General features: G+C 64.9%; 25 protein-coding genes and 1 other RNA gene. 14 read left to right on the top strand and 12 right to left on the bottom strand.

What is annotated here, in order from left to right:
- The first annotated feature begins 21 nt into the window (after positions 1-21).
- The 3 genes from H0W65_RS00250 to recA all read left to right on the top strand — a co-directional run bounded on the left by H0W65_RS00250 (position 22) and on the right by recA (position 3,955).
- Positions 22-2,361 carry a response regulator gene (locus H0W65_RS00250; RefSeq protein WP_294002601.1) on the top strand — a complete coding sequence of 780 codons (2,340 nt, stop codon included), beginning with the start codon at positions 22-24 and terminating at the stop codon, positions 2,359-2,361.
- A gap of 39 nt (positions 2,362-2,400) precedes the next feature.
- Positions 2,401-2,772: a response regulator gene (locus H0W65_RS00255; RefSeq protein ID WP_294002604.1), complete on the top strand. Its 372-nt coding sequence runs from the start codon at positions 2,401-2,403 to the stop codon at positions 2,770-2,772.
- Between the two features lie 109 nt (positions 2,773-2,881).
- Positions 2,882-3,955: a recombinase RecA gene (gene recA, locus H0W65_RS00260; RefSeq protein WP_294002607.1), complete on the top strand. Its 1,074-nt coding sequence runs from the start codon at positions 2,882-2,884 to the stop codon at positions 3,953-3,955.
- A gap of 57 nt (positions 3,956-4,012) precedes the next feature.
- On the opposite strand, the gene H0W65_RS00265 is transcribed toward recA, so the two are convergent.
- Positions 4,013-5,257, bottom strand: a complete 1,245-nt coding sequence (locus H0W65_RS00265; protein WP_294002609.1) for a multidrug effflux MFS transporter — start codon at positions 5,255-5,257, stop codon at positions 4,013-4,015.
- Positions 5,258-5,329: 72 nt separating this feature from the next.
- On the opposite strand from H0W65_RS00265, the gene H0W65_RS00270 reads away from it, so the two are divergent.
- A complete protein-coding gene (locus H0W65_RS00270) occupies positions 5,330-6,580 on the top strand; it encodes a Xaa-Pro peptidase family protein (RefSeq protein WP_294002611.1) in 1,251 nt (416 codons plus the stop codon).
- Positions 6,581-6,583: 3 nt separating this feature from the next.
- Here H0W65_RS00270 and H0W65_RS00275 read toward each other — a convergent pair whose 3' ends face one another.
- Positions 6,584-7,891: a dicarboxylate/amino acid:cation symporter gene (locus H0W65_RS00275; protein WP_294002613.1), complete on the bottom strand. Its 1,308-nt coding sequence runs from the start codon at positions 7,889-7,891 to the stop codon at positions 6,584-6,586.
- 97 nt (positions 7,892-7,988) lie between these two features.
- Here H0W65_RS00275 and H0W65_RS00280 point away from each other — a divergent pair, with 97 nt between their 5' ends.
- Positions 7,989-8,789 (top strand): TIGR01459 family HAD-type hydrolase, encoded by an 801-nt coding sequence (locus tag H0W65_RS00280; RefSeq protein WP_294002616.1) that lies wholly within the window; start codon positions 7,989-7,991, stop codon positions 8,787-8,789.
- Here H0W65_RS00280 and H0W65_RS00285 read toward each other — a convergent pair.
- The 3 genes from H0W65_RS00285 to H0W65_RS00295 all read right to left on the bottom strand — a co-directional run bounded on the left by H0W65_RS00285 (position 8,786) and on the right by H0W65_RS00295 (position 12,952).
- Entirely contained in the window at positions 8,786-10,825 is a 2,040-nt protein-coding gene (locus tag H0W65_RS00285) for an elongation factor G (protein WP_294002617.1), read from the bottom strand. The two genes, H0W65_RS00280 and H0W65_RS00285, sit on opposite strands and share 4 nt — an antisense overlap.
- Positions 10,826-11,036: 211 nt before the next feature.
- Positions 11,037-11,960 (bottom strand): RNA polymerase sigma factor RpoH, encoded by a 924-nt coding sequence (gene rpoH, locus H0W65_RS00290; RefSeq protein ID WP_294002619.1) that lies wholly within the window; start codon positions 11,958-11,960, stop codon positions 11,037-11,039.
- A 59-nt stretch (positions 11,961-12,019) separates the two neighbouring features.
- Positions 12,020-12,952, bottom strand: coding sequence for an RluA family pseudouridine synthase (locus tag H0W65_RS00295; RefSeq protein WP_294002622.1), 933 nt, complete (start codon positions 12,950-12,952; stop codon positions 12,020-12,022).
- 118 nt (positions 12,953-13,070) lie between these two features.
- Between H0W65_RS00295 and H0W65_RS00300 the strand changes: the two genes are divergently transcribed.
- From H0W65_RS00300 to H0W65_RS00340, 9 genes are all read left to right on the top strand, one after another.
- Entirely contained in the window at positions 13,071-13,721 is a 651-nt protein-coding gene (locus H0W65_RS00300) for a histidine phosphotransferase family protein (RefSeq protein ID WP_294002624.1), read from the top strand.
- A gap of 65 nt (positions 13,722-13,786) precedes the next feature.
- Positions 13,787-16,126 carry a chemotaxis protein CheA gene (locus H0W65_RS00305; protein ID WP_294002627.1) on the top strand — a complete coding sequence of 780 codons (2,340 nt, stop codon included), beginning with the start codon at positions 13,787-13,789 and terminating at the stop codon, positions 16,124-16,126.
- Positions 16,123-16,572: a chemotaxis protein CheW gene (locus tag H0W65_RS00310; protein WP_294002630.1), complete on the top strand. Its 450-nt coding sequence runs from the start codon at positions 16,123-16,125 to the stop codon at positions 16,570-16,572. Before H0W65_RS00305 ends, H0W65_RS00310 begins: the two co-directional genes overlap by 4 nt.
- A gap of 55 nt (positions 16,573-16,627) precedes the next feature.
- Positions 16,628-16,993, top strand: a complete 366-nt coding sequence (locus H0W65_RS00315) for a response regulator (RefSeq protein ID WP_294002633.1) — start codon at positions 16,628-16,630, stop codon at positions 16,991-16,993.
- A gap of 10 nt (positions 16,994-17,003) precedes the next feature.
- The gene (gene cheB / locus H0W65_RS00320; RefSeq protein ID WP_294002635.1) at positions 17,004-18,113 is read left to right on the top strand and encodes a chemotaxis-specific protein-glutamate methyltransferase CheB; all 1,110 of its coding nucleotides are present in this window, start codon (positions 17,004-17,006) and stop codon (positions 18,111-18,113) included.
- Entirely contained in the window at positions 18,104-18,955 is an 852-nt protein-coding gene (locus H0W65_RS00325) for a protein-glutamate O-methyltransferase CheR (RefSeq protein ID WP_294002637.1), read from the top strand. Before cheB ends, H0W65_RS00325 begins: the two co-directional genes overlap by 10 nt.
- 31 nt (positions 18,956-18,986) lie before the next feature.
- Complete coding sequence (locus H0W65_RS00330; RefSeq protein ID WP_294002639.1) at positions 18,987-19,667, top strand: N-acetylmuramoyl-L-alanine amidase; 681 nt, start codon at positions 18,987-18,989, stop codon at positions 19,665-19,667.
- Between the two features lie 44 nt (positions 19,668-19,711).
- Positions 19,712-20,092, top strand: an RNA gene (rnpB, locus tag H0W65_RS00335) — RNase P RNA component class A.
- A 103-nt stretch (positions 20,093-20,195) separates the two neighbouring features.
- Positions 20,196-20,735, top strand: coding sequence for a J domain-containing protein (locus tag H0W65_RS00340; RefSeq protein ID WP_294002640.1), 540 nt, complete (start codon positions 20,196-20,198; stop codon positions 20,733-20,735).
- Here the strand turns inward: H0W65_RS00340 and H0W65_RS00345 are convergent.
- From H0W65_RS00345 to pspA, 7 genes are read right to left on the bottom strand one after another with little or no spacing between them, the layout of a single operon-like run.
- Complete coding sequence (locus H0W65_RS00345; protein ID WP_294002642.1) at positions 20,732-21,190, bottom strand: PaaI family thioesterase; 459 nt, start codon at positions 21,188-21,190, stop codon at positions 20,732-20,734. The two genes, H0W65_RS00340 and H0W65_RS00345, sit on opposite strands and share 4 nt — an antisense overlap.
- On the bottom strand, positions 21,187-21,606 hold the full coding sequence (locus tag H0W65_RS00350) for a SufE family protein (RefSeq protein WP_294002643.1): 420 nt from the start codon (positions 21,604-21,606) through the stop codon (positions 21,187-21,189). The genes H0W65_RS00345 and H0W65_RS00350 overlap by 4 nt, the downstream gene beginning before the upstream one ends.
- Before the next feature lie 38 nt (positions 21,607-21,644).
- Positions 21,645-21,896: a hypothetical protein gene (locus H0W65_RS00355; RefSeq protein WP_294002645.1), complete on the bottom strand. Its 252-nt coding sequence runs from the start codon at positions 21,894-21,896 to the stop codon at positions 21,645-21,647.
- A complete protein-coding gene (locus H0W65_RS00360; RefSeq protein WP_294002647.1) occupies positions 21,893-22,171 on the bottom strand; it encodes a hypothetical protein in 279 nt (92 codons plus the stop codon). Before H0W65_RS00360 ends, H0W65_RS00355 begins: the two co-directional genes overlap by 4 nt.
- 41 nt (positions 22,172-22,212) lie before the next feature.
- Positions 22,213-22,599, bottom strand: coding sequence for an envelope stress response membrane protein PspC (pspC, locus tag H0W65_RS00365; protein ID WP_294002650.1), 387 nt, complete (start codon positions 22,597-22,599; stop codon positions 22,213-22,215).
- A 5-nt stretch (positions 22,600-22,604) separates the two neighbouring features.
- Positions 22,605-22,877 (bottom strand): envelope stress response membrane protein PspB, encoded by a 273-nt coding sequence (pspB, locus tag H0W65_RS00370; RefSeq protein ID WP_294002653.1) that lies wholly within the window; start codon positions 22,875-22,877, stop codon positions 22,605-22,607.
- The gene (gene pspA / locus H0W65_RS00375; protein ID WP_294002656.1) at positions 22,878-23,546 is read right to left on the bottom strand and encodes a phage shock protein PspA; all 669 of its coding nucleotides are present in this window, start codon (positions 23,544-23,546) and stop codon (positions 22,878-22,880) included.
- Between the last annotated feature and the right edge of the window lie 139 nt (positions 23,547-23,685).

The raw sequence follows: 23,685 nt of genomic DNA on the forward strand, positions 1-23,685 counted from the left end.
ACGCAGTCGCTCGACGGCGACATGCGCTGGCTGTTGCCGGCGTTGGTCGCCGCGGCGGCCGCCAGCGGGGCGCTGCTGTTCTACCTGCTGGCTCAGCCGATCTATGCCGGGCTGTTTTTCGCCAGTTTTGTAGCAATGCTGGTCGCGGTGTTCGTCATCGACCGCCGCGGCGGGACGCCGGTCGAGATGGCGCCGATCGTTCTGCCCGATTTGCAGCTGATCGGATCGTCACTTGCCCTTGCCAGCGATCCGGTCGCGCTGACCGACCCTGACGGATCGCTGAAGTCGATCAACCCAGCATATAGGACGCGCTTCGGCGCCAGCGTCACTCCGCTCGAGATATTCGCCGAACCAGGCGCCCGGGCCGCCGTCGCCGAGTTGCGCAGCACCGCCTGGCGCGACGGGGAAGCGGAGGCGCAGGGGCTTGTGATCGACAATAGCCCGATGTCGATACGGGTCGAACGCGTTGGGGCCGGCAACGACCTCCTGCTGTGGCGGTTGGGCAATGCCGACGCGCCCGACCCGTTGCTGGTCGCCGCCAAGCGGATTGCTGGTGCCACCGGCGAACGGTTCGCGTCGGCCGGGGTGCTTGCCGCGTTGATCGATTCGGATGGGCGGCTGCTGGCCGCCAACAAGCTATTTGCCGACCGCGCGCTCGCCGGCGACCACGGCCATGACCGGTCGCCGCTGTTCACCGACCTGGTCGACACGACCGCCGACGGCCACCTTCGCCTGATTGCCGAGGGCGAGGGAGCGCGTGATCTTCGCGGGGTTCATGTCCCGCTCGATGCCGGCCGCGAAGACGGTGCAGGCACGCTCCTGATGTTCGACTTCCACGAAGGCGCCGGACTGGCCAGTTCGACCAACGTCCAGGTGCTGTTGGAAATGCTGCCGATCGGGCTGGCCTTGGTTGATCGCGACGGTCGTTTCCTGACCATGAACAAGGCATTCCACGTCGCCGGCGGCCTCGGCGGAGCGGAAATGCCGGCCTATCCCGGCGACCTGGTCGTCAAGGAGGACAAGGGGCCGGTCGCCGATGCTATCCGGCGCAATGCGCGTGGCCCGTCGATGTCGGGCGACATTCCGGTCCGCCTCCGCCACCAGCCGGCGGAGCCGGTCGCGCTGACCGTTGCCGGGCTGCGCGGGCTGGGTGACGCCGCGGTACTGCTGCTGCTCAAGGACAATAGCGAGGAGGCCAAGCTCAAGCGCCAGGTCGCGCAGGCGACCAAGATGCAGGCGGTTGGCCAACTTGCCGGCGGCGTGGCTCATGACTTCAACAATATCCTGACGGCGATCCTCGGCCATTGCGACCTGATGCTGATGCGGCACACCCCCGGCGACAGCGATTATGACGATATCCAACAGGTTAAGTCGAACTCGAACCGCGCTGCGGGCTTGACCCGCCAGCTACTCGCCTTCTCCCGCCAGCAGACGCTGCGGCCCCAACTGCTCCAATTGCCCGATGTTGTGAGCGAAGTGTCGCATTTGTTGAAGCGCCTGCTCGGTGAGACCGTCAATCTCTCGGTCAAGCACGGCCGTGACCTCGGCGCGATCCGCGCCGACCCGGGCCAGCTTGAGCAGGTGATCGTCAACCTGGCCGTCAATGCGCGCGACGCCATGCTCGGCAACGGCGGCGGGACGCTGACGATTCAGACCTATTCGATCCGCGCCGACCAGGTCGCCGACCTCGGCAGCGACATTCTGCCGGTCGCCGACTATACGGCGCTATCGATCGCCGACAGCGGCAGCGGTATTCCGCCTTCGATTCTGGGCAAGGTGTTCGAGCCGTTTTTCACCACCAAGGAAGTCGGCAAGGGCACCGGGCTGGGCCTGTCGACCGTCTATGGCATCGTCAAACAATCGGGCGGTTTCATCTTTGCTGACTCCAAGGTCGGGGAGGGGACCCGCTTCACCATCTACCTGCCGGTCCACGCCATCGAAAAGGAACGGGCGGTGCGCCGCCCCGCTCGAGCCGAGGCCGAGAGTGAATTGTGGGGGACCGGGACCATCCTGCTGGTCGAGGACGAGCCGATGGTCCGCACCGTCGCCGAGCGCGCGCTGACGCGCCACGGCTATCATGTGCTGACCGCCGCCAACGGCGAGGAGGCGCTGGAGATCGTCGAGCGGGGTGATGACATTGCATTGCTCATTTCCGACGTGGTGATGCCGTTGATGGATGGGCCGACCATGGTTCGCGAAGCGCGCAAGTCGCGGCCCGAGCTGCCGATATTGTTCATGTCGGGCTACGCCGAGGAGCAATTGCGAAAATCGATCGACATCGCCAACGTCGCGTTCCTGCCCAAGCCCTTCTCGGTAAAGGAACTGGCCGAGGCGGTCCGCGCGGCCCTGGCCGACAAATAACTCTTTTCTTAGCCGAAACGGCTGCTATCTGCAGAACGCATGTCGGGGTCGCGTAACATCTTGATCGTCGAAGACGAACCGCTCATCGCGATGATGCTGGAAGATTTCATTCTCTCGCTGGGGCACGGAGTCAGCGGTACCTGCGACAGCGTCGCGTCCGCGCTCGACGAGGTCGCGAAGGGCGGATTCGATCTTGCCATCCTCGATGTCAATTTGAAGGGGAAGAGCGTCTGGCCGGTGGCTACCGCCCTGCGCAGTCAGGGAATACCGTTCGTCCTCGCCAGCGGCGGTCATGTCGACCCGCCGCCGCCCGAATTCGCCGACGTGCCGATGATCGAAAAACCCTATACGATCGACCGGGTGACGCCGATCATCGCGGCTGCGCTGGCCAGGCCCAACGCAGCGGCATAACATTCTTCAATCGCCAACTGTTCTCTTCTTGTTCCCAAGGAACAAATAGGATACGCCTAGCTCATCCAAGGGGGCGGGACGCCTTCCCATTGACGAGAGGATGAAGGGCATGGCAGCGCAGCTAAAGGTCGTCGGCACAGGTGGAGACAGCGTGAGTACTGATCGGGAAAAGGCATTGGAAGCGGCGCTAGCGCAGATCGACCGCGCGTTCGGCAAGGGCTCGGCGATGAAGCTTGGCAGTCGCGAAAAGATCGAGATCGAGACCATCTCTACCGGTTCGCTCGGGCTCGACATCGCGCTTGGCGTCGGGGGCCTCCCTCGTGGCCGGGTGATCGAGGTCTATGGACCCGAAAGCTCGGGCAAGACCACCCTCGCGCTCCACGTTATCGCCGAGGCACAGAAGGTCGGCGGGACCGCCGCCTTCGTCGACGCCGAACATGCGCTAGACCCGGGCTATGCCAAGAAATTGGGCGTCGACATCGACAATCTGATCGTGTCTCAGCCCGATACCGGCGAGCAGGCGCTCGAGATCGTCGACACGCTGGTGCGTTCCAACGCGATCGACGTGCTGGTAATCGACTCGGTCGCCGCGCTGGTTCCGCGCGCCGAAATCGAGGGCGAGATGGGCGACAGCCATGTCGGCCTTCAGGCGCGGCTGATGAGCCAGTCGCTGCGCAAGCTGACCGGCTCGATCAGCCGGTCCAAGTGCATCGTCATCTTCATCAACCAGCTGCGCATGAAAATCGGCGTGATGTACGGCAATCCCGAAACCACCACCGGCGGCAATGCACTCAAATTCTATGCCAGTGTGCGGCTCGACATCCGCCGTACCGGTCAGATCAAGGACCGCGATGACATTGTCGGCAACTCGACGCGGGTCAAGGTCGTCAAGAACAAGGTCGCGCCGCCGTTCAAGCAGGTCGAATTCGACATCATGTATGGCGAGGGCGTCAGCAAGATGGGCGAAATTCTCGACCTCGGCGTCAAGGCCGGGCTGATCGACAAGTCGGGCGCCTGGTTCAGCTATGATTCGATCCGCATCGGTCAGGGCCGAGAGAACGCCAAGACCTATCTCAAGGAAAACCCTGAGATGGCGCAGCGGATCGAAAACGCCATTCGCGGCAAGACCGAGGAAGTCGGCGAAGCGCTGATGGTCGGCCCCGACGAGGTCGACGCGGAATAGGCCGCGGTTCGATCTTTCGACAAATATTGAGGGCGCTCCGAACGGGGCGCCCTTTTTCTAGCCTTGGTCCAACGGCGCATCTTTCGCGCCGAACAGCCGTCCGCGCTCGGTCACCAGCACGCACAGCAACGCCGTCACCCCGCACCCCGCGAGCCCGGCGACAAATGGAATTTGAGACCCGTCGAAGCTCTGGCCGATCGCCAGGCCGATAACGGCGCCGCCAATCGTCCCGATCACGCCCTGAACCGACGATGCGGTTCCGGCAATGGGACCCATATGGGCCATCGCCAACGTTCCCAAATTGGCCGATGTGAAGGCGAAGGCGGCCATCACCAGCCCCTGCATCAGGGAAAAGACAATCAAATCTTCGCCGACGGTGGATGCGATCAATGCGTGACCGGCCGTGAGCACGGCGAACGCGATCAGCCCGCTATGCCCGACCCGCCTCAGTCCAAACCGCCCGACCACCCGCGAATTGGCGTAACTTGCGACCGCCATCGGCGCTGCGACGCCGGCAAAGACAAGCGCGATCATATCGGGTGCGTGAAACACGTCGAACACAATCTGCTGGATCGACGCGATATAGGCGGTCAGCCCGCCGAACACGGCGGTCAACCCGATCGTATAGCCGAGCGATTGGCGCTCGTTCAGCGTCGCGCCGATTGCCGACCCAATCTCCCGCCAATTGAGCGAACGCCGATATTCCGAGTGTAGCGTCTCGGGTAGTCGTCGCCACGACCAGATCAGCATCGCAATCCCGTACGCGGTAAGGACGCCGAAGATTGCGCGCCACGGCGCAATCAGCAGGATCGCCTGGCCGAGGCTCGGCGCCAGCACCGGCACCAGCATAAAGGTCATGAACACTAGGCTCATCACTCGCGCCATCGCCTCGCCTTCGAACAAGTCGCGCACCATCGCCACGACCAGCACCCGCGTGACCGCCGCCGAGGCGCCCATCAAAACTCGCCCGGCGATTAGCAGTGGGAAGGTTGTAGCTAGCGAGCACAGCAGAGCGAATACCGCGTAAAGGCTGATGCCGGCGGCCAGCACCGGCTTTCGTCCGAACCGATCGGCGAGCGGGCCCCATATCAGCTGGGTTGCCCCGAACCCGAAGAAATAGGCGACGACTACCAATTGCCGTTGATTTTCCGCGACCACGCCCAAATCCGCGCCGATTGCCGGCAATGCCGGGATCATCGCGTCAATGGCGAAGGCATTGAGCGCCATTAGCCCAGCCAGGAGGGCGACACTTTCTCGTTCGCTCAGGCGGCGCTTGCCGGATGCGGGGTGGTGTTCGATCATCCGCGCCTGCTGGCGGAATGAGTTTCATCATGCAACACATGACGGCACGAAAGCCGACAAAAGGGAGCTGCCATGCGACTTGCCCGCCGTCATTTCCTCGCCGCCAGCGCCACCCTCGCCGCCACGCCCCTTACCGGACTCGCCCGCGCGGCGACACAGGGTGCGTCGGACCTGAAGCCAGTTGCCTTGCCGCCGCCAATCGGCCGCGGCGAGCGGCTCGACCGCCTCGCCCGCGCGCGCAGTCTAATGAAACGTCACGGCCTCGGTGCGATCCTCGTCGAAGCCGGGCCTAGCCTCGATTATTTCACGGGGATCCAGTGGCGGCGCAGCGAGCGGCTGACCGGCGTAGTCATCCCCGTTGACGGCGATCCGATCGTCGTCACGCCTTTTTTCGAACAGCCGTCGATCAAGGAAATGCTCGGCGTGCCCGCCGAAATCCGCGTCTGGCAGGAGGATGACGAGCCGCTGAAGCTGGTCGCGGACTTTTTGAGAGAGCGAAAGATTGCTGATCTGCCAGTCGCATTCGAGGAGACCAACCGATTCTTCCTGATGGACCGCCTGAAGCAGGCGATGCCCTCGGCGGTGATCGTTAGTGCCAACCCCGTCGTGCGCGCGCTACGGATGATCAAGTCGCCCGCCGAGCTGGCCTTGATGCAGACCGCCGCGGACATCATGGTGACGGCGCTCCGTTATGCGGGCGAGCGCACGCGCGAGGGCATGATCCCGGCCGACATCGATGCGATGATCGCAGCCGCGCATGAGGCGATGGGATCGGCTTATGACGGCGGCCTGGTCTTGATCGGCGAAGCGTCGGCCTATCCGCACGGCAGCCATAAACCGCAAGTCGTCAGGCGCGGCGAGGTGGTGCTGTTGGATTGTACCTGCTCGGTTCACGGCTATCAGGCGGATATCTCACGCAGCTTCGTGTTTGGCGATGCTAGCGCCGCGCAGCGGAAAGTTTGGGATCAGGTACATCGCGGGCAGCAGATCGCATTGGCGGCGGCCAAACTCGGCACGCCGGCGGGCAGCGTCGACGATTCGGTGCGCCGCGCCTACGAAAGCTGGGGATACGGGCCGCGCTACAAACTGCCCGGCACGTCGCACCGCACCGGCCACGGCATCGGCATGGAAGTGCACGAGCCGGTCAATCTGGTCCATGGAGAGACGACCCCGCTCGCCGCCGGCATGTGCTTTTCCAACGAGCCGGGCATCTATACTCCAGGCAAATTCGGCATCCGGCTCGAGGATTGTTTCCACATGACCGACGCGGCGCCGAAGTGGTTCAGCGTCCCGCCGCCGTCGATCGATCAGCCGTTCGGCTGACGATCAGGTTTCCGGCGCCGGGGCTGGACGATGCGACGGCGCGTGCGGCGGCTCGATGTCGACTGGCTCTTCGGAGTCGAGCGTTCCTTCCCAGCGGGCCACGACCACGGACGCCACGGCGTTGCCAACAACGTTGGTCGCCGATCGGCCCATGTCGAGGAAGTGGTCGACGGCTAGGATCAGCAGCAGGCCGGCCTCGGGGATCTTGAACATCGACAGGGTAGCGGCGATCACCACCAGCGATGCGCGTGGTACGCCGGCCATGCCCTTGGAGGTGATCATCAGCACTAGCAGCATGGTGATTTGCTGCCCCAACGTCAGGTCGATACCGTAGGCCTGGGCGATGAAGATCGACGCGAAGGTCATGTACATCATCGAGCCATCGAGGTTGAACGAATAACCGAGCGGCAGGACGAAGCTGGCGATCCGCGACGGCACTCCAAACCGGTCGAGGGCTTCGAGTGTCCGCGGGTAGGCGGCCTCGCTCGACGCGGTCGAAAAGGCGAGCACGACAGGATCGCGGATGTAGCGGACGAGGTGCCGCGTCCGCGAGCCGACGATGACGAAGGCGGCACCGATCAGGATCGCCCACAGGAGGGCCAGGCCGAGGTAGAAGCTGCCGACGAACTTGCCGAAGGTCGCGATGATTTCCGGTCCACGCTCGGCAATCGCGCTGGCAACCGCGGTGAACACCGCGAAGGGCGCGAAGCGCATGACGTAATTGGTCAGTTGGAGCATCACCTGCACAAGCGACTCGACTCCGCGGACGATCGGCTTGCCCCGCTCGCCAACGGCGGTCAGCGCGACCCCGAAGAAGATCGAGAAGATGACGATCGGCAGGATTTCGTTGCTGCTCATCGCCTCGAAGATCGACGCGGGAACGAGGTGGCTGACGAAATCCTTGAGGTTGAACGCGGCCGTTTCAATGCCGCTGGCCGCTGTCACGGGCGGGATCGGCAGGCCGAGGCCGACACCGGGTTGGAGGAGGTTGACGAGCACCAGGCCCAGACTGAGCGAGACAAAGGTCGCGCCGATGAACCAGCCGAGCGAGCGCAGGCCGACACGGCCGAGCGCGGCGATGTCGCCCATATGGGCGATGCCGGCGACGAGCGTCGAGAAGACCAGCGGTGCGATGATCATCTTGATCAGGCGGAGGAACAACGTGGTGACGATGCTCAGATACTCGGCGATTTGCTTCAACCGCTCGGCGCTCTCGGGCGATCCATCGTCGATCGCGGCATTGGTCGCCCATCCAGCGATGATCCCGAGCACTAGCGCGAACAATATGTAACGGGTCAATTTCGTAGCCAAGGCGCCCTCCGGCAAAATAGGGTGCCACCCAAGCGGTTGCCGCCTATCGCGTCAAGACGGGGTTGCGCCGTAGCGCGCGGCGCGCCATCGCCGCGCGATGCCAAGCCTCGACGATCTCGACCCGCGCTACCGCCTCATCCTGTGCGACATCTGGGGCGTGGTGCACGACGGCGGCGCATTATTGCCCGGAGCGGTGGACCGGTTGCTGCGCTTCAAAAGGGAAGGGCGATCCGTGGTGCTGATCACCAACGCCCCGCGCTCGGCCGATACCGTGGCGAGCGGCCTCGACCGGCTCGGGCTTCCGCGAGCGGCTTACGACGCGATTACCAGTAGCGGCGAGGCCGGTATCGCGGCGCTGACCTCGCCGCCACGGCCGGTCGGTTTTCTTGGCACCAGCGACGATCGGGCCGATCTGGTTTCACGCGGGGTGATCGTCATTGACTCCGGCTTCACCGAGATCGTTTGCACCGGGACGAGCAAGCGGAGCGACCAGCCGAGCGACTATTTTGCGCGGCTCGAAGCGCTCGCCTCGGCCGGCGTGACATTCCATTGCCTCAACCCCGACCGGGTCGTCATCCGGTCGGGCGTGCGCGAAGCATGTGCCGGGGCGCTGGCCGATCTTTACGAACAGCTCGGTGGGAAGGTGGTCTGGTATGGCAAGCCGCATGCGCCGATCTATGACCATGCGCTGTTGCTGGGCGGCAATCCGCCGCGCAACGCGGTGCTGGCGATCGGCGATGCGCTGCACACCGACATTTTAGGCGCGGCGCGCTACGGCATCGACGCGGTCTATGTCAGCCACGGCATCCACGACGGCGAGCCGATCCCGACAGGCTTCGCGGCGCTTCACGGGCTCGGCGATTGGCACCCAATCCTAACGGTCGCCAACCTCCTTTAGGCGGCCTCCGCGACCCGCGCTTGAACCACCTTTTCGGCCAGCGTGCCGTTGAGTTCGGCAAGATGGTCGAACTCGGCTTCATAGGTCGCCAGGCCGTGGCTAAGCGATCGAAGTTCGGCTTCCAACCCGTCGAGTTCGCTCTCCGGAACCAGCGCCTCGATCCGGTCCCAGCCGGTCCAGCCGTCGCGCGGGCCAAGCCCGAGCATCTGTCCGCGTCGGCTCGCCACCGCCGAAGAGACGCGGCTCGTCGAGGGCGCGGGTGTGACCAACACGAGCTTCTGAACCGGCTCGAGCAAGTGCGACGCCGCTTCGGCCAGCGCTTCCTGCATCGCGATTCGCCCGGCGAGGCGGAAGGCGAGTTCGCTCGAATCGACGCTGTGATAGCTGCCGTCGGTCAGCGTCACCGCGACATCGACCACCGGGAAGCCGAGCGGGCCTTTGGCCATCGCATCGCGTACCCCATGCTCGACCGCCGGGATCCATTGCTTGGGTACCGTCCCCCCGGAGATATTCTCCTCAAAGCGGAAGCCCTCGCCCGGGGCCAAGGGACGAAGCTCAATGATGACATCGCCGAACTGGCCATGCCCGCCCGATTGCTTCTTGTGCCGCCCGCGCTTGGTGACGTGGCGGCGGATCGATTCGCGATAGCCGATCGACGGCGCGCGATGGGTCACTTCGACCCCATAGCGGCGCTTCAATTTGGCCAAGGTGGTCTTCAGATGTTCGTCGTTGACCCCCTTCAACCGCATCTCATGGCTCGCCTCGTCCTGCTCCAGGGTCAAGCTCTGATCTTCCTCGAGGATGCGATTGAGCGCTCCCGACAGCCGCACATCGTCCTTGCGATCGGCCGGCTCGATCGCCAGCGCGCAATTGCGCGACGGCAAGTCGATGTCGATCGCCGGCGGCAGCTTGCCGGTGCCGAGCCAGTCGCCGGTCTTGACTCCATCGACCTTGGCCACCGCGACGAGGTCGCCATCGGCCGCTTCGCTGACCTTGGCGGTTTTGTCGCCCTGAACCGAGAATAGCGCCCCAAGCCGGCCGTCGTCGCCCGACGAACTCTTATAGTCGCTCCCTTCGCGGATGGTACCGCCGATCGCACGGGCCAGTGCCAGACGTCCGACGGTGCCGCCGTGAAAAACCTTGAAGGTGTAAAGGGCAGGGGTCTCGACGCCGAGCCGGGCTCCGCTCGATTCCGGTCCCGGCGCTTCGTGGCGCAGCGCCTTGAGCAGGCGCCGCACGCCCCAGCCGTTGTGAGCCGATCCGAACAGCACCGACACGCCGAGGTTGTCGCTTGTCTCGCGCTTCAGATCGGCGAAGATGGTGCCCGGCTCGGGCACCACATCCATCAGCAGCTGTTCGAGTAGCGTGTCATCGTGATCGGCGAGCTGCTCGAGCAATTGCGTGCGAGCCTGGGCCTCGCGATCGGCCAGCTCCGACGGCAGCTCGATCCGCTCGGATGGCTTGCCGGGCACATATTGGAACGCCCGTTCGAGCGCGACGTCGACGAAGCCGGTAACTTTCTCCCCATCACGGATCGGGATCTGGCGGGCGATCAGCGGGGACACGCTCATCGGCTGCAACGCGGTCAGCAAATCGCGGATGCGGCCATGCGCCTGGTCGATGCGGTTGACGAACAGCAGATGGGGGATGCCGAGCTCGTCGAGCGCGCGCAGCGCCGGCGCGGCTAGCGCGGCCCGCGCGGGGTCGGGATCGACCACGACGATGGCGAGATCGGCGACGGCGATCGCCCGCGCGGCGTCGGCACAAAAGCCAATCGAGCCGGGCGCGTCGATGATCGCGAATTTATCGCCCAAATGAGAAAAGTGTAGAAGATTGGTCTCGGTCGATCCGCCGCGCGCGCGCGCTTCGGCGCTGGCATCGCCGATGCTGGTTCCGCTGGCGACCGAGCCCTGCCGGTCGATCGTGCCGCTGGCGAACAGCAGAGCTTCGGCAAGGCTGGTCTTGCCCGCGCCGGCCGGTCCGACCAGCGCGATGACCCTCGTGCCTTTGGATTCTCCCGTGGATTCTCTGGGCATGCGACTCTCCTTCCTCCGGGTTGACGGGGGCGCCGAGTCGCGCGTCGAGCGGCAAGGCGCTCTTCAGACTAAGAGCGTCGGACTCGGGACGAGCAATTGCAAGGGGGGATAACTCCCCTCCCGCGTGCGGGAGGGGCCGGGGGTGGGGTTGCTACGATGGGCCGTGGTCCCACCCCTCAATCGCCTCCCGCATGGGGGAGGGGAGGCATCCTTACGCCGCCGGCAGCAATCGCTGCTCGCCGGCCAGCCGGATCAGCGCCGCCTGCAGCTTCTCGAAGGCGCGCACCTCGATCTGACGGATGCGCTCGCGGCTGACACCGTAAACTTGGCTCAAATCCTCGAGCGTCTTGGGCTCATCGATCAGGCGGCGTTCGGTCAGGATATGTTTTTCGCGGTCGTTGAGGTTGCCCATCGCTTCTACCAAAAGGTCGTGGCGAACCCGCCGTTCCTCGTCATCGGCGATCAACTCGTCCTGCAACGGCCCATTGTCGACCAGAAAATCCTGCCATTGGCCTTCGCCGCCCTCGTCGCCCTTGAGCGGAGCATTGAGACTGGTGTCGCCGCCCATGCCCATGCGGCGGTTCATCGAAATGACCTCGGCCTCGGTGACGCCAAGATCGGTGGCGATCTTGGTGACGTCGGCGGGCTTTAGATCGCCTTCCTCGAACGCCTCGATCTGGTTCTTCATCCGGCGAAGGTTGAAGAACAGCTTCTTCTGGGCTGCGGTCGTGCCCATTTTGACCAAGCTCCACGAGCGCAGGATGAATTCCTGGATCGAGGCGCGGATCCACCACATGGCATAGGTGGCGAGGCGGAAGCCCCTTTCGGGCTCGAACTTCTTCACGCCCTGCATCAGGCCGATGTTCCCTTCGGAGATGAGCTCGCTGACCGGCAGACCGTAGCCGCGGTAGCCCATCGCGATCTTGGCGACGAGGCGCAGGTGCGAATTGACGAGGCGGGCAGCAGCGTCGGTGTCGCCTTGCTCGCGCCAGCGGGTGGCCAGCATGAATTCCTCCTCGGGGGCGAGGATCGGGAATTTCTTGATTTCGGTCAAATAGCGGTTGAGCCCGGCTTCGCCGCCAGAGGCGGGAATCGATACAATCCGCTTTGCATTCGCCCCAATTGCCTTCGCCATATTCTCGTTCACTCCCACGGGGCAGAGCCGCTGAACAAGCGCCCATACCCGCCTAGACCTTATACACCAAGCGCGCTTAATAGTTGCTGCATGTCCGACGGAAGGGCGCTGTCGAACGACAAACGACCCTTGGTTACTGGGTGGACGAAGCCGAGGTGCGCGGCGTGCAGCGCCTGGCGATGAAAACCCAAAACGTTCAGCAACTCGCGATGCGCCATTCGGGAGCGGCCGTAGACCGGATCGCCGACCAGCGGGTGGCCGATCGATGCCATGTGGACGCGCACCTGGTGGGTTCGCCCGGTTTCCAGCCGGCACTCGACCAGCGCCGCCTCCCTTAATTTCGTCAGCAGGCGCCAATGGGTTACAGCCCGCTTGCCTCGATTTTCGCCGACGATCGCGATCTTCTTGCGGTCGTGCGACGAGCGGGCGAGCGGGGCGTCGACCGTTCCGGCAGCGAGGTGCGGGACGTCCGACACGATCGCCAGATAGCGCCGGTCGACCGTGTGCGCCGCGAATTGTTTCGCCAGCCCCTCATGGGCAAGGTCATGCTTTGCGACCACCAGCAGTCCCGATGTGTCCTTGTCGATCCGATGGACGATACCTGGTCGCGCCACCCCGCCGATCCCGCTCAACGAGCCGCCGCAATGGTGGAGCAACGCGTTGACCAGGGTCCCGTCGCGATTGCCGGCGGCGGGATGGACGACTAGGCCGGCGGGCTTGTCGACCACCAGCAGATGCTCGTCCTCGAATGCGATGACGAGCGGGATTTCCTGCGGCTCATTATGCGTCGGGGTCGGGTCGGGGATGACCAGCGTGAACCGCTCGTCGCCCTTGACCTTGATCGCCGGGTCCCGGACCGCTTCGCCCTCGCGGGTCAGCGCGCCCGCCTTGGTCAGCACCTTCAGCCGCTCGCGCGACAGGGTCGGAATGCTCGCCGCCAGCGCGCGGTCGAGGCGCCAACCGGCATGGCCGGCGTCCAGCACAATGTCCACAATTTGATGCCCCACAATTTGATGCCCCCCGGCCATGACTGGGTCATTTGGGAAGCGCGCTTTCGGGTTTCAATACGCACTCTTGCTTCAGGTTATACTCTCGCGCATCAATCGCGGCATGAACGCGATCGATTTGGCGAGCCTGATGTGCTCGCGACTGTGCCACGATCTACTGTCGCCCGTCGGCGCGCTCAACAACGGCATCGAGCTGCTTGCCGACGAGCAGGATCCGGACATGCGCGAGCGTTGCCTCGAGCTACTCGCGGAAAGCGCCAAGGCCAGCGCCAACAAGCTCAAATTCTTTCGGCTCGCGTTCGGCGCGGGTGGCGGATTCGGCGAGGAGATCGACACGCGCGAGGCGAAGGGCGCGCTCGAAGGCTTGTACGGGGCCGACAAAAGGATCGAGCTTGGCTGGATCGTCGCCGATGACAGGCTGTCGAAGGGCGCGATCAAGCTACTGCTCAATCTCGGCATGATCGCCGGCGATGCGCTGGTCCGCGGCGGGCGGCTCGACGTTGGGGTCGAACAGCGCGGCGGCGCGCTCGAGATGGTGATCCGCGCCGAAGGCCCTCGCATCCTGCTCGATCCCAAGCTGCGCGAGACGATCGCCAAGGGCCATGCTGACGGCGAGGTCGAGCCGCGCGCCGCCGGAGCTTGGCTGGCGCACAGCTTGGCGGCCGAGGCTGGCGGCACAATTCAGCTCAGCGATCCGGCCGATGAAGTGCTGCTGATCGGCGTGACGCTGCCGAAGGCGCATGGACAGGACTAACGCGGCATTAACACCTTGGCGGCATAGAGGGACCAAGCAACTTATTGCATGGGGCCTCGCCGCCGATGGACGACCTGATTGCCGACTTCGTGGCCGAGTGCCGGGAAATGCTCGAAGCACTGGGCGGTGAAATCGTCGCCTGGGAAGCCAGCCCCGGCGACCGCGCCCGGCTCGACAATATTTTTCGCTTCGTCCACACCGTCAAAGGCAATTGCGGCTTTTTCGAATTTCCGCGGCTCGAGGCGCTGAGCCATGCCGCCGAGGATGCGCTGGCCGACTGCCGCTCGGGCCGGCGCTCGCCCGATTATGCACTGGTCAGCGCGGTACTCGCGGTGATCGACCGGATCGGCGAGATGATCGCGGCGATCGATGCCGGCGAAGAGATGCCCGGCAGCGACGACGCGCCCCTGATCCAGGCGCTCGAACCGGGCGCCGAAGGACCGATCGCCGCCGCGCCTGCCAACACGGCCGAAGGAACAGCCAAGGGGGCTCCCGCGGCGCCGCGCACCATCCGTTTGTCAGTCGAGCTGCTCGACCGGGTGATGTCGGGCGTGTCGGACATGGTGCTGGCGCGCAACGAACTGTCGCGCCGGCTGCGCGAAGCGCCGGGGGACGTGGCGGTTGACGGGGCGTTCGAGCGTTTGTCCGGCATCATCGCCGAGATGCGCGACGCCATCACCCGGACCCGCATGCAGCGGATCGAAAACCTGTTCGTCGCCCTGCCGCGCATGGTTCGCGACCTTTCGGGCGAGCTTGGCAAGCAAGTGCTGGTTGATATCGACGGCGGCGATGTCGAACTCGATCGCGAAATGATCGAGATGATCCGCGATCCGTTGACACATATCATTCGCAATGCGGTCGATCACGGCATCGAAGTCCCCGCCGAGCGGCGCGCGGCCGGCAAGCGCGAAATCGGCCTCGTGTCGGTCTCGGCGCGCCAGTCGGGCAACCAGATTTTGATCGACATCGTCGACGACGGAAGGGGCATCGATGGCAAGAAATTGCTGCAAAAGGCGATCGATAACGGCCTCGACAAGGACGAAGCGGCCAAACTCGGCAAGACCGAACAGCTCGCGCTGATCTTCGAGGCCGGCCTGTCGACCGCGAACGAGGTCACGTCGATCTCGGGCCGCGGGGTCGGGATGGACGTCGTCCGCTCGAACGTCGAGCGAATCGGCGGCGTCGTCGAGGTTGATTCGGCGCCGGGCAAGGGCACCCGCATGACGTTGCGCGTCCCGCTGACGCTGACCATCATTCCCGCCCTGACCGTTTCGATCGGCGACCAGCATTTCGCGATTCCTCGCTCGGCGATCGAGGAGATCGTTCGCGCCAACGGCAACAGCGTCACGCTTGAGAAAATTGGCGGAGCCGGGATCGCCACCATTCGCGGCCGCCGCGTCCCCGAAATTGCGCTGGCCGACATCCTTGGCCTGCCAAGCGAACTGGCTGACGAGCAGCGCACGCTGGTGGTTCTCCGTCCGGCGGGCGGCGATATTTATGCGCTCGCGGTCGATCGCATTCACGACCATGAGGAGCTGGTGGTCAAACCGGCCGCGCCCGCGGTGATGGCGACCGGTCTTTACGCCGGCACGACGCTGGCCGACGACGGCAGCCCGATCCTGCTGTTCGACCCGGCGGGTCTGGCCCAGGTCGGCGGTATTCATCTTGAAAGCATAGAGCGCGGCGCACGCGTCGCCGAAGGGTCGGCAACGGTTAAGAACAACGAGGTTCCGGTGCTGCTCTTCCGCGGCCTGGACGGCGCGCGGCGCGCATTGCGCCTTGGCGTCGTCGATCGGATCGAGGAGGTCGGGGCCAGCGCGATCGGCGAAGGCGCGGGGCGGCTGAGGGTTCAGCTGGGGGAGGCGATCCTGCCGCTTGCCGGGGTCGATCGGGTCGAAAAATTCGAGGGCAAGGTCCGTGTGTTCCGCCTCAACGACGGTCATTACGAGATCGGCTATGCCTTCCGCGAGGTGATCGACCTGATGACCATCGATCGCGCGATCATTCCGGCCGAATGTCCGGGTGTGATCAGCGGCGTGACCCTGATCGGCGGCGAGCCGGCGGAGCTTATCGACACCCACTGGCTGTTCGCCGAATATCTCGGAGCAGTCGCCCCGGCCCAGGCGAAGCTGGTCTGCCGGCTCCCTGAGGGCGACGCGTGGATGCAGAACATGCTGCGCCCGATCGTCGAGGCGGCGGGCTATCTGGTCATTGGCGAAAGCGACGAGCTGGCCGCCGACCTGACGATCGTGTCGGACGGTAAATCCGTTGAGGCAGGCCAGGGCGGGCGCGTGCTGCGCCTGTCGAGCAACCCCGACAGCGCCGACGGAGATGAATCCATTTATCGCTACGACCGCGCCGGCCTGCTGCTGGCGCTCAAGAGCGCGGGCGCGGGGAGGGCATGATGAACGAGTTGCTGTTGGTCGTGTCGATCGCCGGAAGCCGGGTCGCCTTTCCGGCGGCGGCGGTCGAAAGCGTGGTCGAGCTCGAAGCGCTGATCCCGGTGCCGCGCGCCCCGCACCATGTCGCCGGCCTGTCGGCATTGCGTAGCCGAGTGCTGACGGTGATCGACTGCAAGCGTTCGCTCGAGTTTGGAACGACCGAACGGATCGAGGGTGAAATCCACGAGGCGGCGGTGGTCGAACTCGACGGGCACCATTACGCATTGACCGTCGATGCCGTCGAAGACGTCGTCGAGACCCTGTCCGAACCGACCCAGTTGCGCGCGTCGATGGGGGCCGGGTGGGAACGGGTGTCGAAGGGCATCGTCGAAACCGAACAGGGCCCGCTGCTGCTGGTCGACATCGCTGGGCTGGTCGCCGGTCCCGGCGTCGAACTGCGCGCGGCTTAAGGGGTTCGTTACCCTTCTTGCTTATTGATCCTCGCGAACCAGATGGAAAACTCGCATGAAAACCTGCCTAATCGTCGATGACAGCAAAGTGATCCGCAAAGTCGCGCGGCATATCCTCGAGACGCTGGAATTCCAGGTCGAGGAAGCCGGGGACGGGCGCGAGGCGCTCGATCGCTGCGAAGCCAAGATGCCCGACGTCGTGCTGCTCGACTGGAACATGCCGGTGATGAGCGGGATGGAGTTTTTGAAATTGCTGCGCCAGCGCGGCCACGACGACCAGCCCAAGGTCGTCTTCTGCACCACCGAGAACGACATGGCGCATATCCGCGCGGCGCTCGAGGCCGGGGCCGACGAATATGTCATGAAGCCGTTCGACCGCGAAACGCTGCATATCAAGCTGCAACTCGTCGGCGTCGCCTGAGGCCGCTCCTATGACTGGCGCTCTCGCCTCGTCGCGGCCCGGTCACAGCGCCGGGGCCAAGCCCGCGGCGCGACCGATCAAGCTGATGATCGTCGACGATTCGATGGTCGCCCGGGCGGTGCTCAGCCGGATGATCGACAGCGACCGCGGGTTCGAGATCGCCGCCGTCGCCGGCACCGCCGAGGACGCCATCGAGGCGCTCCGCCAGGTCATGGTCGACATCGTTCTGCTCGACCTTGAAATGCCCGGCGTCGGCGGTCTCAAATCGATCCCCCGGATTCTCCGTGCGGCCAAAGGGGCCAAGGTCCTGATCGTCTCCAGTCTTGCCGAGGAAGGCGCCGAGGAGACCGTCGCCGCGCTCGCGCTCGGGGCCGCCGACACTTTGCCCAAGCCCGGCACCGGCCGCTTCAACGGGCGGTTTTCCGAAGTGTTGCTCGCCAAATTGCGCGCGCTTGGCTACGCGGATCGCGGCGGCGCAGTGCCGGCGCCGCAGCCGGCGCCCACGGCCGGCGTGCTTCGGCCTCCGGTTGACGTCCCGCTAAAGCTGCTCGCGATTGGCGCCTCGACCGGCGGCATCCATGCGCTTGGCGTGTTCTTCGCGGCCTTGCCCGATCGCATCGGCGTGCCGATCCTGGTCACCCAGCATCTGCCTCCGCCCTTCATGACCGTCTTCGCCCGCCAATTATCGACCGCCGCGCGGCGCGAGGCGCTGGTCGCCGAGGACGGCATGGCGCTGCTTCCCGACCGCATCGTCGTCGCGCCTGGAGAGGCACATTTGCTTGTCGACGAGATCGGCGGTCACCTTGTCGCCCGGCTGCTCAAAACCCGTTCGGCGAGCGGCTGTCTGCCATCGGTCGATCCGATGCTCGCCTCGGCCGGGGCGGTGCTCGGCGCCGGGGCGCTCGGCGTGATCCTGACCGGCATGGGCCGCGATGGGCTGGAGGGTGCGCGCCGGCTGGTCGAGGCGGGTGGCGCGATCATCGCCCAGGACGAGCGTAGCTCGGCCGTATGGGGCATGCCGCGAGCGGTGGCCGAAGCGGCGCTCGCCTGCGCCATCCTGCCGCCCGACAAGATTGCCCGCCGCGTGGCCGGCCGCGCGCTGGAGGGCCTGTGCAAGTAAGCGACCACAGCAGCCGGATTCTCGCCGGCCTGCTCGAAGCCCGAACCGGACAGCAGCTGACGATGAGCCGCCGCTGGCGCATCGAGACGGCGCTTGGCGCGTTGCTGCGCGAGCGGGGCATCCCGTCGCTCGACGAGCTGATCACCGTCCTCGTCATGGGCGCCGAGCCGAGCCTTGCTACCCAGGTTGTCGAAGCGTTGCTCAACAACGAGACCTATTTCTTTCGCGACCGCTCGCCGTTCGACCTTCTTGCCCGGGCCGCGCTCCCCAAATTGGCGCAGCTGCGCCAGTCGACCAAGCGCCTGCGCATCTGGTCGGCGGGATGCTCGACCGGGCAAGAGGCTTATTCGCTGGCCATGCTGTTCGCCGAGGATGCGGCGCGCTGGGCAGGTTGGACGATCGACATCGTCGGCTCCGACGTCAGCGAAAGCGCGGTCCGCCGCGCCCGCGACGGCGTCTACACACAGTTCGAGGTCCAGCGCGGGCTCGGCATCACTCAGATGATCAGATGGTTCGAGGAATGTGAGGGCGGCTGGCGCGCGGTCGAGCCGCTCCGTCGCCAGCTTCGCTTTCAGGTCCACAACCTGCTCGAGCCCGCGCCGCACCCCGGCCAATACGACATTGTCCTGTGCCGCAACGTCCTCCTCTACCTGAACACCGAGCGCCGCGCGCTGGTGTTCGACCGGATCGCCGGCGGCATGGCGAGCGACGGCTGGCTGATGCTCGGCGCCGGCGAAACCGTCATTGGTCAGACGCGGCGATTCGAATCCGACACCGCGGCGCGTGGCCTTTATCGCCTGGCCGATCCGATCATCGAACGGCGGGCCGCGGTAAGGGCTTGACCCGAACCCATGTTGCGTGCGCCATGCCGCGATGGACGTGACGCCCCGCCCTTCGCCCAATTTCGATGAGCGCGCGCTGCCGGTTTCGATGATCGTCCTCCATTATACCGGCATGCCCGATGCCGAGGGCGCTCTCGACCGGCTGACCTCGCCCGAGGCAAAAGTATCGGCGCATTATTGCGTCAAGGAAGACGGTGAGATCATCCAACTGGTCGATGAGGAGCGGCGCGCCTGGCATGCCGGGAAAAGCTATTGGCGCGGAATTACGGACGTCAATTCGGCCAGCGTCGGGATCGAGGTCGTCAATCCCGGCCACGAGTTCGGCTATCGCGCGTTCCCCGACGAGCAGATGGCGTCGGTCATCCCGCTGATCGCCGACATCAAAGCGCGCCACGGCATCGGCCGCGGCAATATCGTCGGTCACAGCGATGTGGCCCCGGCGCGCAAGGAAGACCCCGGCGAGCTGTTTCCGTGGTGGGAGCTGGCCAAGCGCCGCCTGGCCTTGCCCAGCCCCGCGCGGGATTTGATGGATCCGTTCTGGACCGACGCCGGCTTCTTCCTCGCGCTCGAACGCTTCGGCTATGACGTTACCGATACGTTCAAGGCGACTCTCGCCTTTCAGCGCCGCTTCCGCCCCGACATGATCGACGGCATTGTCGACGGCGAATGCCGGGCAAAATTGCTCGCCCTCTTGCTGCCAAGGCCGCAATAACGACGCCCTTTTGTGTTGCTTGTTCCTGGTCTATATCGCCCCTGCCAGGGGACCGGGCGACCGCGGCTTGCGCAAGCAGGGCGAGGAAAGTCCGGGCTCCACGGAACGACGGTGCCGGGTAACGCCCGGCGGGGTCGCGGCCTTCGGGCCAAGGCTTCAGGGAAAGTGCCACAGAAAGCATACCGCCTGCTCTCGGGCGGGTAAGGGCGAAACGGTGCGGCAAGAGCGCACCGCGTCGCTGGCAACAGCGGCGGCACGGCAAACCCCACCGGGTGCAAGACCGAATAGGGGTGGTATATGGGCCTGTTCCGGCCCGCCGCCCGGGTTGGTTGCTTGAGGCGAAGGGCAACCTTCGTCCTAGAGGAATGGTCGCCCAGGTGCTTTAGGGCGCTGGACAGAACCCGGCTTACAGGTCCCCTGGCAAATTTTTGTCATTGCGAGCGAAGCGAAGCAATCCAGACGGGAAACGATGGATTGCCACGGCGCTTCGCGCCTCGCAATGACGGCAGGATGAGTTAGAAAGCAGCAATGGCTAAGCAAAAACGATCCGATGACTGGGGCTTTCCCCGCTGGCGCCCTTACGGAGCGAAGGGCCGCGAGGCGGTGCGCGTGCGACTGTGCGACCGCGAAGGCTGCGACCAGCCGGGCGACCGCCCCGCGCCCAAGGCGCCCAACAAGCCCGATCGCTGGATGTTCTGCGAGGCGCACGCCGGGGAATATAACAAGGGGTGGAATTATTTCGCCGGGCTCACCCCCGAAGAAGCGGCGAAGCGCGCGGCCGACGAGGAAAGCGATGCTTCGGCCTATCGCAAGAGCGCGCATTACCAATGGGCCGGCCCCGGCGACGGCAGCCGCAGTCGCGACGAGATGCGCGCGCTTGATGCGCTTGAGTTGGATGTCGACTCTGATTTTACCGCGGCCAAGGCGGCCTATCGCCGACTGGCCAAGGAATTTCACCCCGACGTCAACCAGGGTGACAAGGAAGCGGCCAAGCGCTTTCAGCAGGTCCAGGCCGCTTATGACGTTCTGCGCCGCGCGGACGAGCGCAACCTCGCCGCAAAGGTCTAAGGGTTGAGCATGAAAGTGCCGGTCGCCTGGGCAATCGGCCGTGCCTCATCGCCGCCATGGGCCATACCCCGCACGAAGCCAATCGAACGGGTCAGCCGATAGCACTCACATCGGGCGATCACCGTTTCGCCCTCCACCGCCGGACGTAGATAGTCGAGGCGCAGATCGATCGTGGCGATCGGTTGGAAATGGCCGAGCGCCATCCAGATCGATGCGCCGCCCGCCGTATCGACCAAGCTGACGATCGCGCCCGACGCGAGGATGCCGCTATCGGGAACGCCGACCAATTGTTCGCGCCACGGCAGAGCCAGCTCGATCCAATGGGCGCCCGCGGCGCGGAATTGAATCCCCAGCGCTCGCCCATGGCCGACCTTGCGGGCCAGCTCGAAAAACAGTTCGGGGTCGAATTTCCCCCGGAGGACAGCTGGATCGAGTTCGGGCGGAACATCGGTCATCCGTTGGCCAGTCGCGCGGCGGTCTCGCGCACCAGCGCGATCATGTTCGGGATACCCTGGGTGCGGTTCGACGACAGCTCCCGCTTCAGGTCGAACGGGGACAGCAGCTCGGCGATGTCGGCTTGGGCGACCTCGGCCGCGGGCCTGTCCTGGACGGTGGCGAGGATCAGTGCGACCACGCCCTTGGTGATGGCGGCATTGCTGTCGGCCAGGAAATGCAGCCGACCGTCGGGCAGCTGGGTCGGATAAACCCACACCGACGCCGAGCAGCCACGCACCTTGGTCGCCTCGGTCTTGAGCGCCTCGGGCATCGGCTCGAGCTTGCGGCCGAGCTCGATCAGCAGACGATAGCGATCCTCGCTGTCGAGATATTCATAGTCGTCGGCGAGATCGGCGAGAGAGGGAAGGGCGGTCATTGTTCCCAGCGCCTAGCGCGCCGCCCCACGCAAGTCATCTAGCGGTCGCGCAATTCCTCGATCTGGCGGGCGACGCTGTTTTCCTTGTCGACCGCGATGCGTTCCAGGACGTGGAGGCGCTCCTTTAATTGCTTGACCTCTTCCTTGAGACGAAGCGTTTCCGCGCGCTCGGCCGGCGCGACCTCGCCCCCGTCCTGGCCTCGCCGGCGGCGATAACCATATCTCGCTCGCAGCACGCTTGCCACCATTACCGCGACGACGATGACCGCGACCATTTCAAAAGGATTCACTGGACCTTGTCTCCATCGGTAAGCTTGGCGGTCGTGCGCAGCGCTTCGATCTGCGCGGCGGTTTCGACGCCGCGGTCGGTGGCGAGCTGCTCCAGCACGCGCACGCGCTGTTCGAGCCGCTCGACGTGCGACGCATATTGAGCGCTTTTCTCGGCCGCAAGCGTCGTTTGAGCATCGATCTGCCGTTCCTTGATCCGCAGCCACATTTTGAACGGCGCGATGCTGATCGCGGCGAGGGGGATCAGCACCCAAATCCAGCTGGCAATATCGTCCATCAGCGAATGTCCTCGTTGGCGGTCACGGATAGCCCCTAGGTTTAGCGCAGGCTGTCGATTTCATGGGCCAGGCTGCGATTTTCGGTCGTCACATAATGTTCGATGTCGGCCAGGCGCCGATCGATGTCGCGCATCCGGCCGCGGATGTCGCGCGCGCTTTGGCCTGGCGACGCGCGAACGCCCTGCCAGAACCGGCGCTCGTCCTTGCTGTCGCTGGCGATCTCGCGGGGCTCGTCATCCGCTATCCACGCGGCGATGAAATAGACCGGCAGCAAGGCACCGCCACCGATCACGACCGCGGCGACAAAGCCGATGCGGACCAGCGAGACATCGAGCCCGGTATAGTTGGCGATGCCCGAGCAGACGCCGAGGAACTTCTTGTGGCGCTTGTCCAGGTAGAATTTTGTGCGGCTGGGAGGCTGGGACACGATCGTTACTCCGTGTCGCTGAGCAGCCGCTGGCGGCTCGTCGCGTCCGGCAGGCACTGCTGGCGCCAATCGGGATTTTCGGCGGTCATGATCCGTTCGATCGAGCACAAGCGGTCGTCGAGCCGTCGCGCTGCGTCATAAAGCTCGTCGAGCAGTTTTTCGTCGCTTCCCGTCAGGCGTGCGGCGGTCTTCCAACGGGTAATGTAATGAAACACCAGCCAGGGCAGGCCGATGAACAGCGTGACGATGGCGATCGTCGGTATCAGCACCTCTTCCACTTACGCCCCCTTTGGCTTCATTGCGGCCTTCATGGCCTCGAGCTCCGCATCCACCTTCTCGGTAGAGCGAAGGTCGGCGATTTCTTCTTCCAGGGTTTTCGGGCCGGTCATGCCGAGCGCATCGGCGCGGCCCTCGGCGAAGTCGGCGCGCCGCTCCAGGACTTCGAACCGCGAGAAGGCGTCATCGGTGCGGCTGCCGTGAAGCAGTTCGCTGGTCCGGGCGCGGGTCACCGCGCTTTCGATCCGCGTCGCGATTGCGTTCTGACGGGCACGCGCCTCGCGCAGCTTGGCCTGCAACTTGGCGATATCGGCTTCATAGCTCTTGAGCGTGTCCTCGATTCCGCCGAGTTCGGCGCGCAGGCCCTCGGCCATGTCGGTCGCCTTCTGCCGCTCGATCAGGGCGGCCTTGGCCAAGTCCTCGCGATCCTTCGACAGGGCGAGTTCGGCCTTTTCGGTCCAGCTTGCCTGCAATTCGTCGAGCCGTGCCAGCGCGCGGCGCATTTCCTTGCTGTCGGCGATCGACCGCGCGGCCGAGGCGCGAACCTCGACCAGCGTTTCCTCCATTTCGAGGATGATCATGCGGATCATCCGCGCCGGATCTTCGGCGCGGTCGAGCAGCTCGGTCATATTGGCCGCGAAAATATCCCGTGTTCGGGAAAAAATACCCATCGAGCACTCCAGCTTGATAGTCCTGTTGCGATAACCTTTGCAGAGTTCGTGCCAAAACCCGGTTAGTCCCGCAAATTCAAAAATATTGCCGATTTTCGATCAACGCCACTCCGATATATCTTGCCAGTTGGTGGGATTT

Source organism: Sphingomonas sp. (assembly GCF_013816785.1).
Lineage (GTDB): Bacteria > Pseudomonadota > Alphaproteobacteria > Sphingomonadales > Sphingomonadaceae > Sphingomicrobium.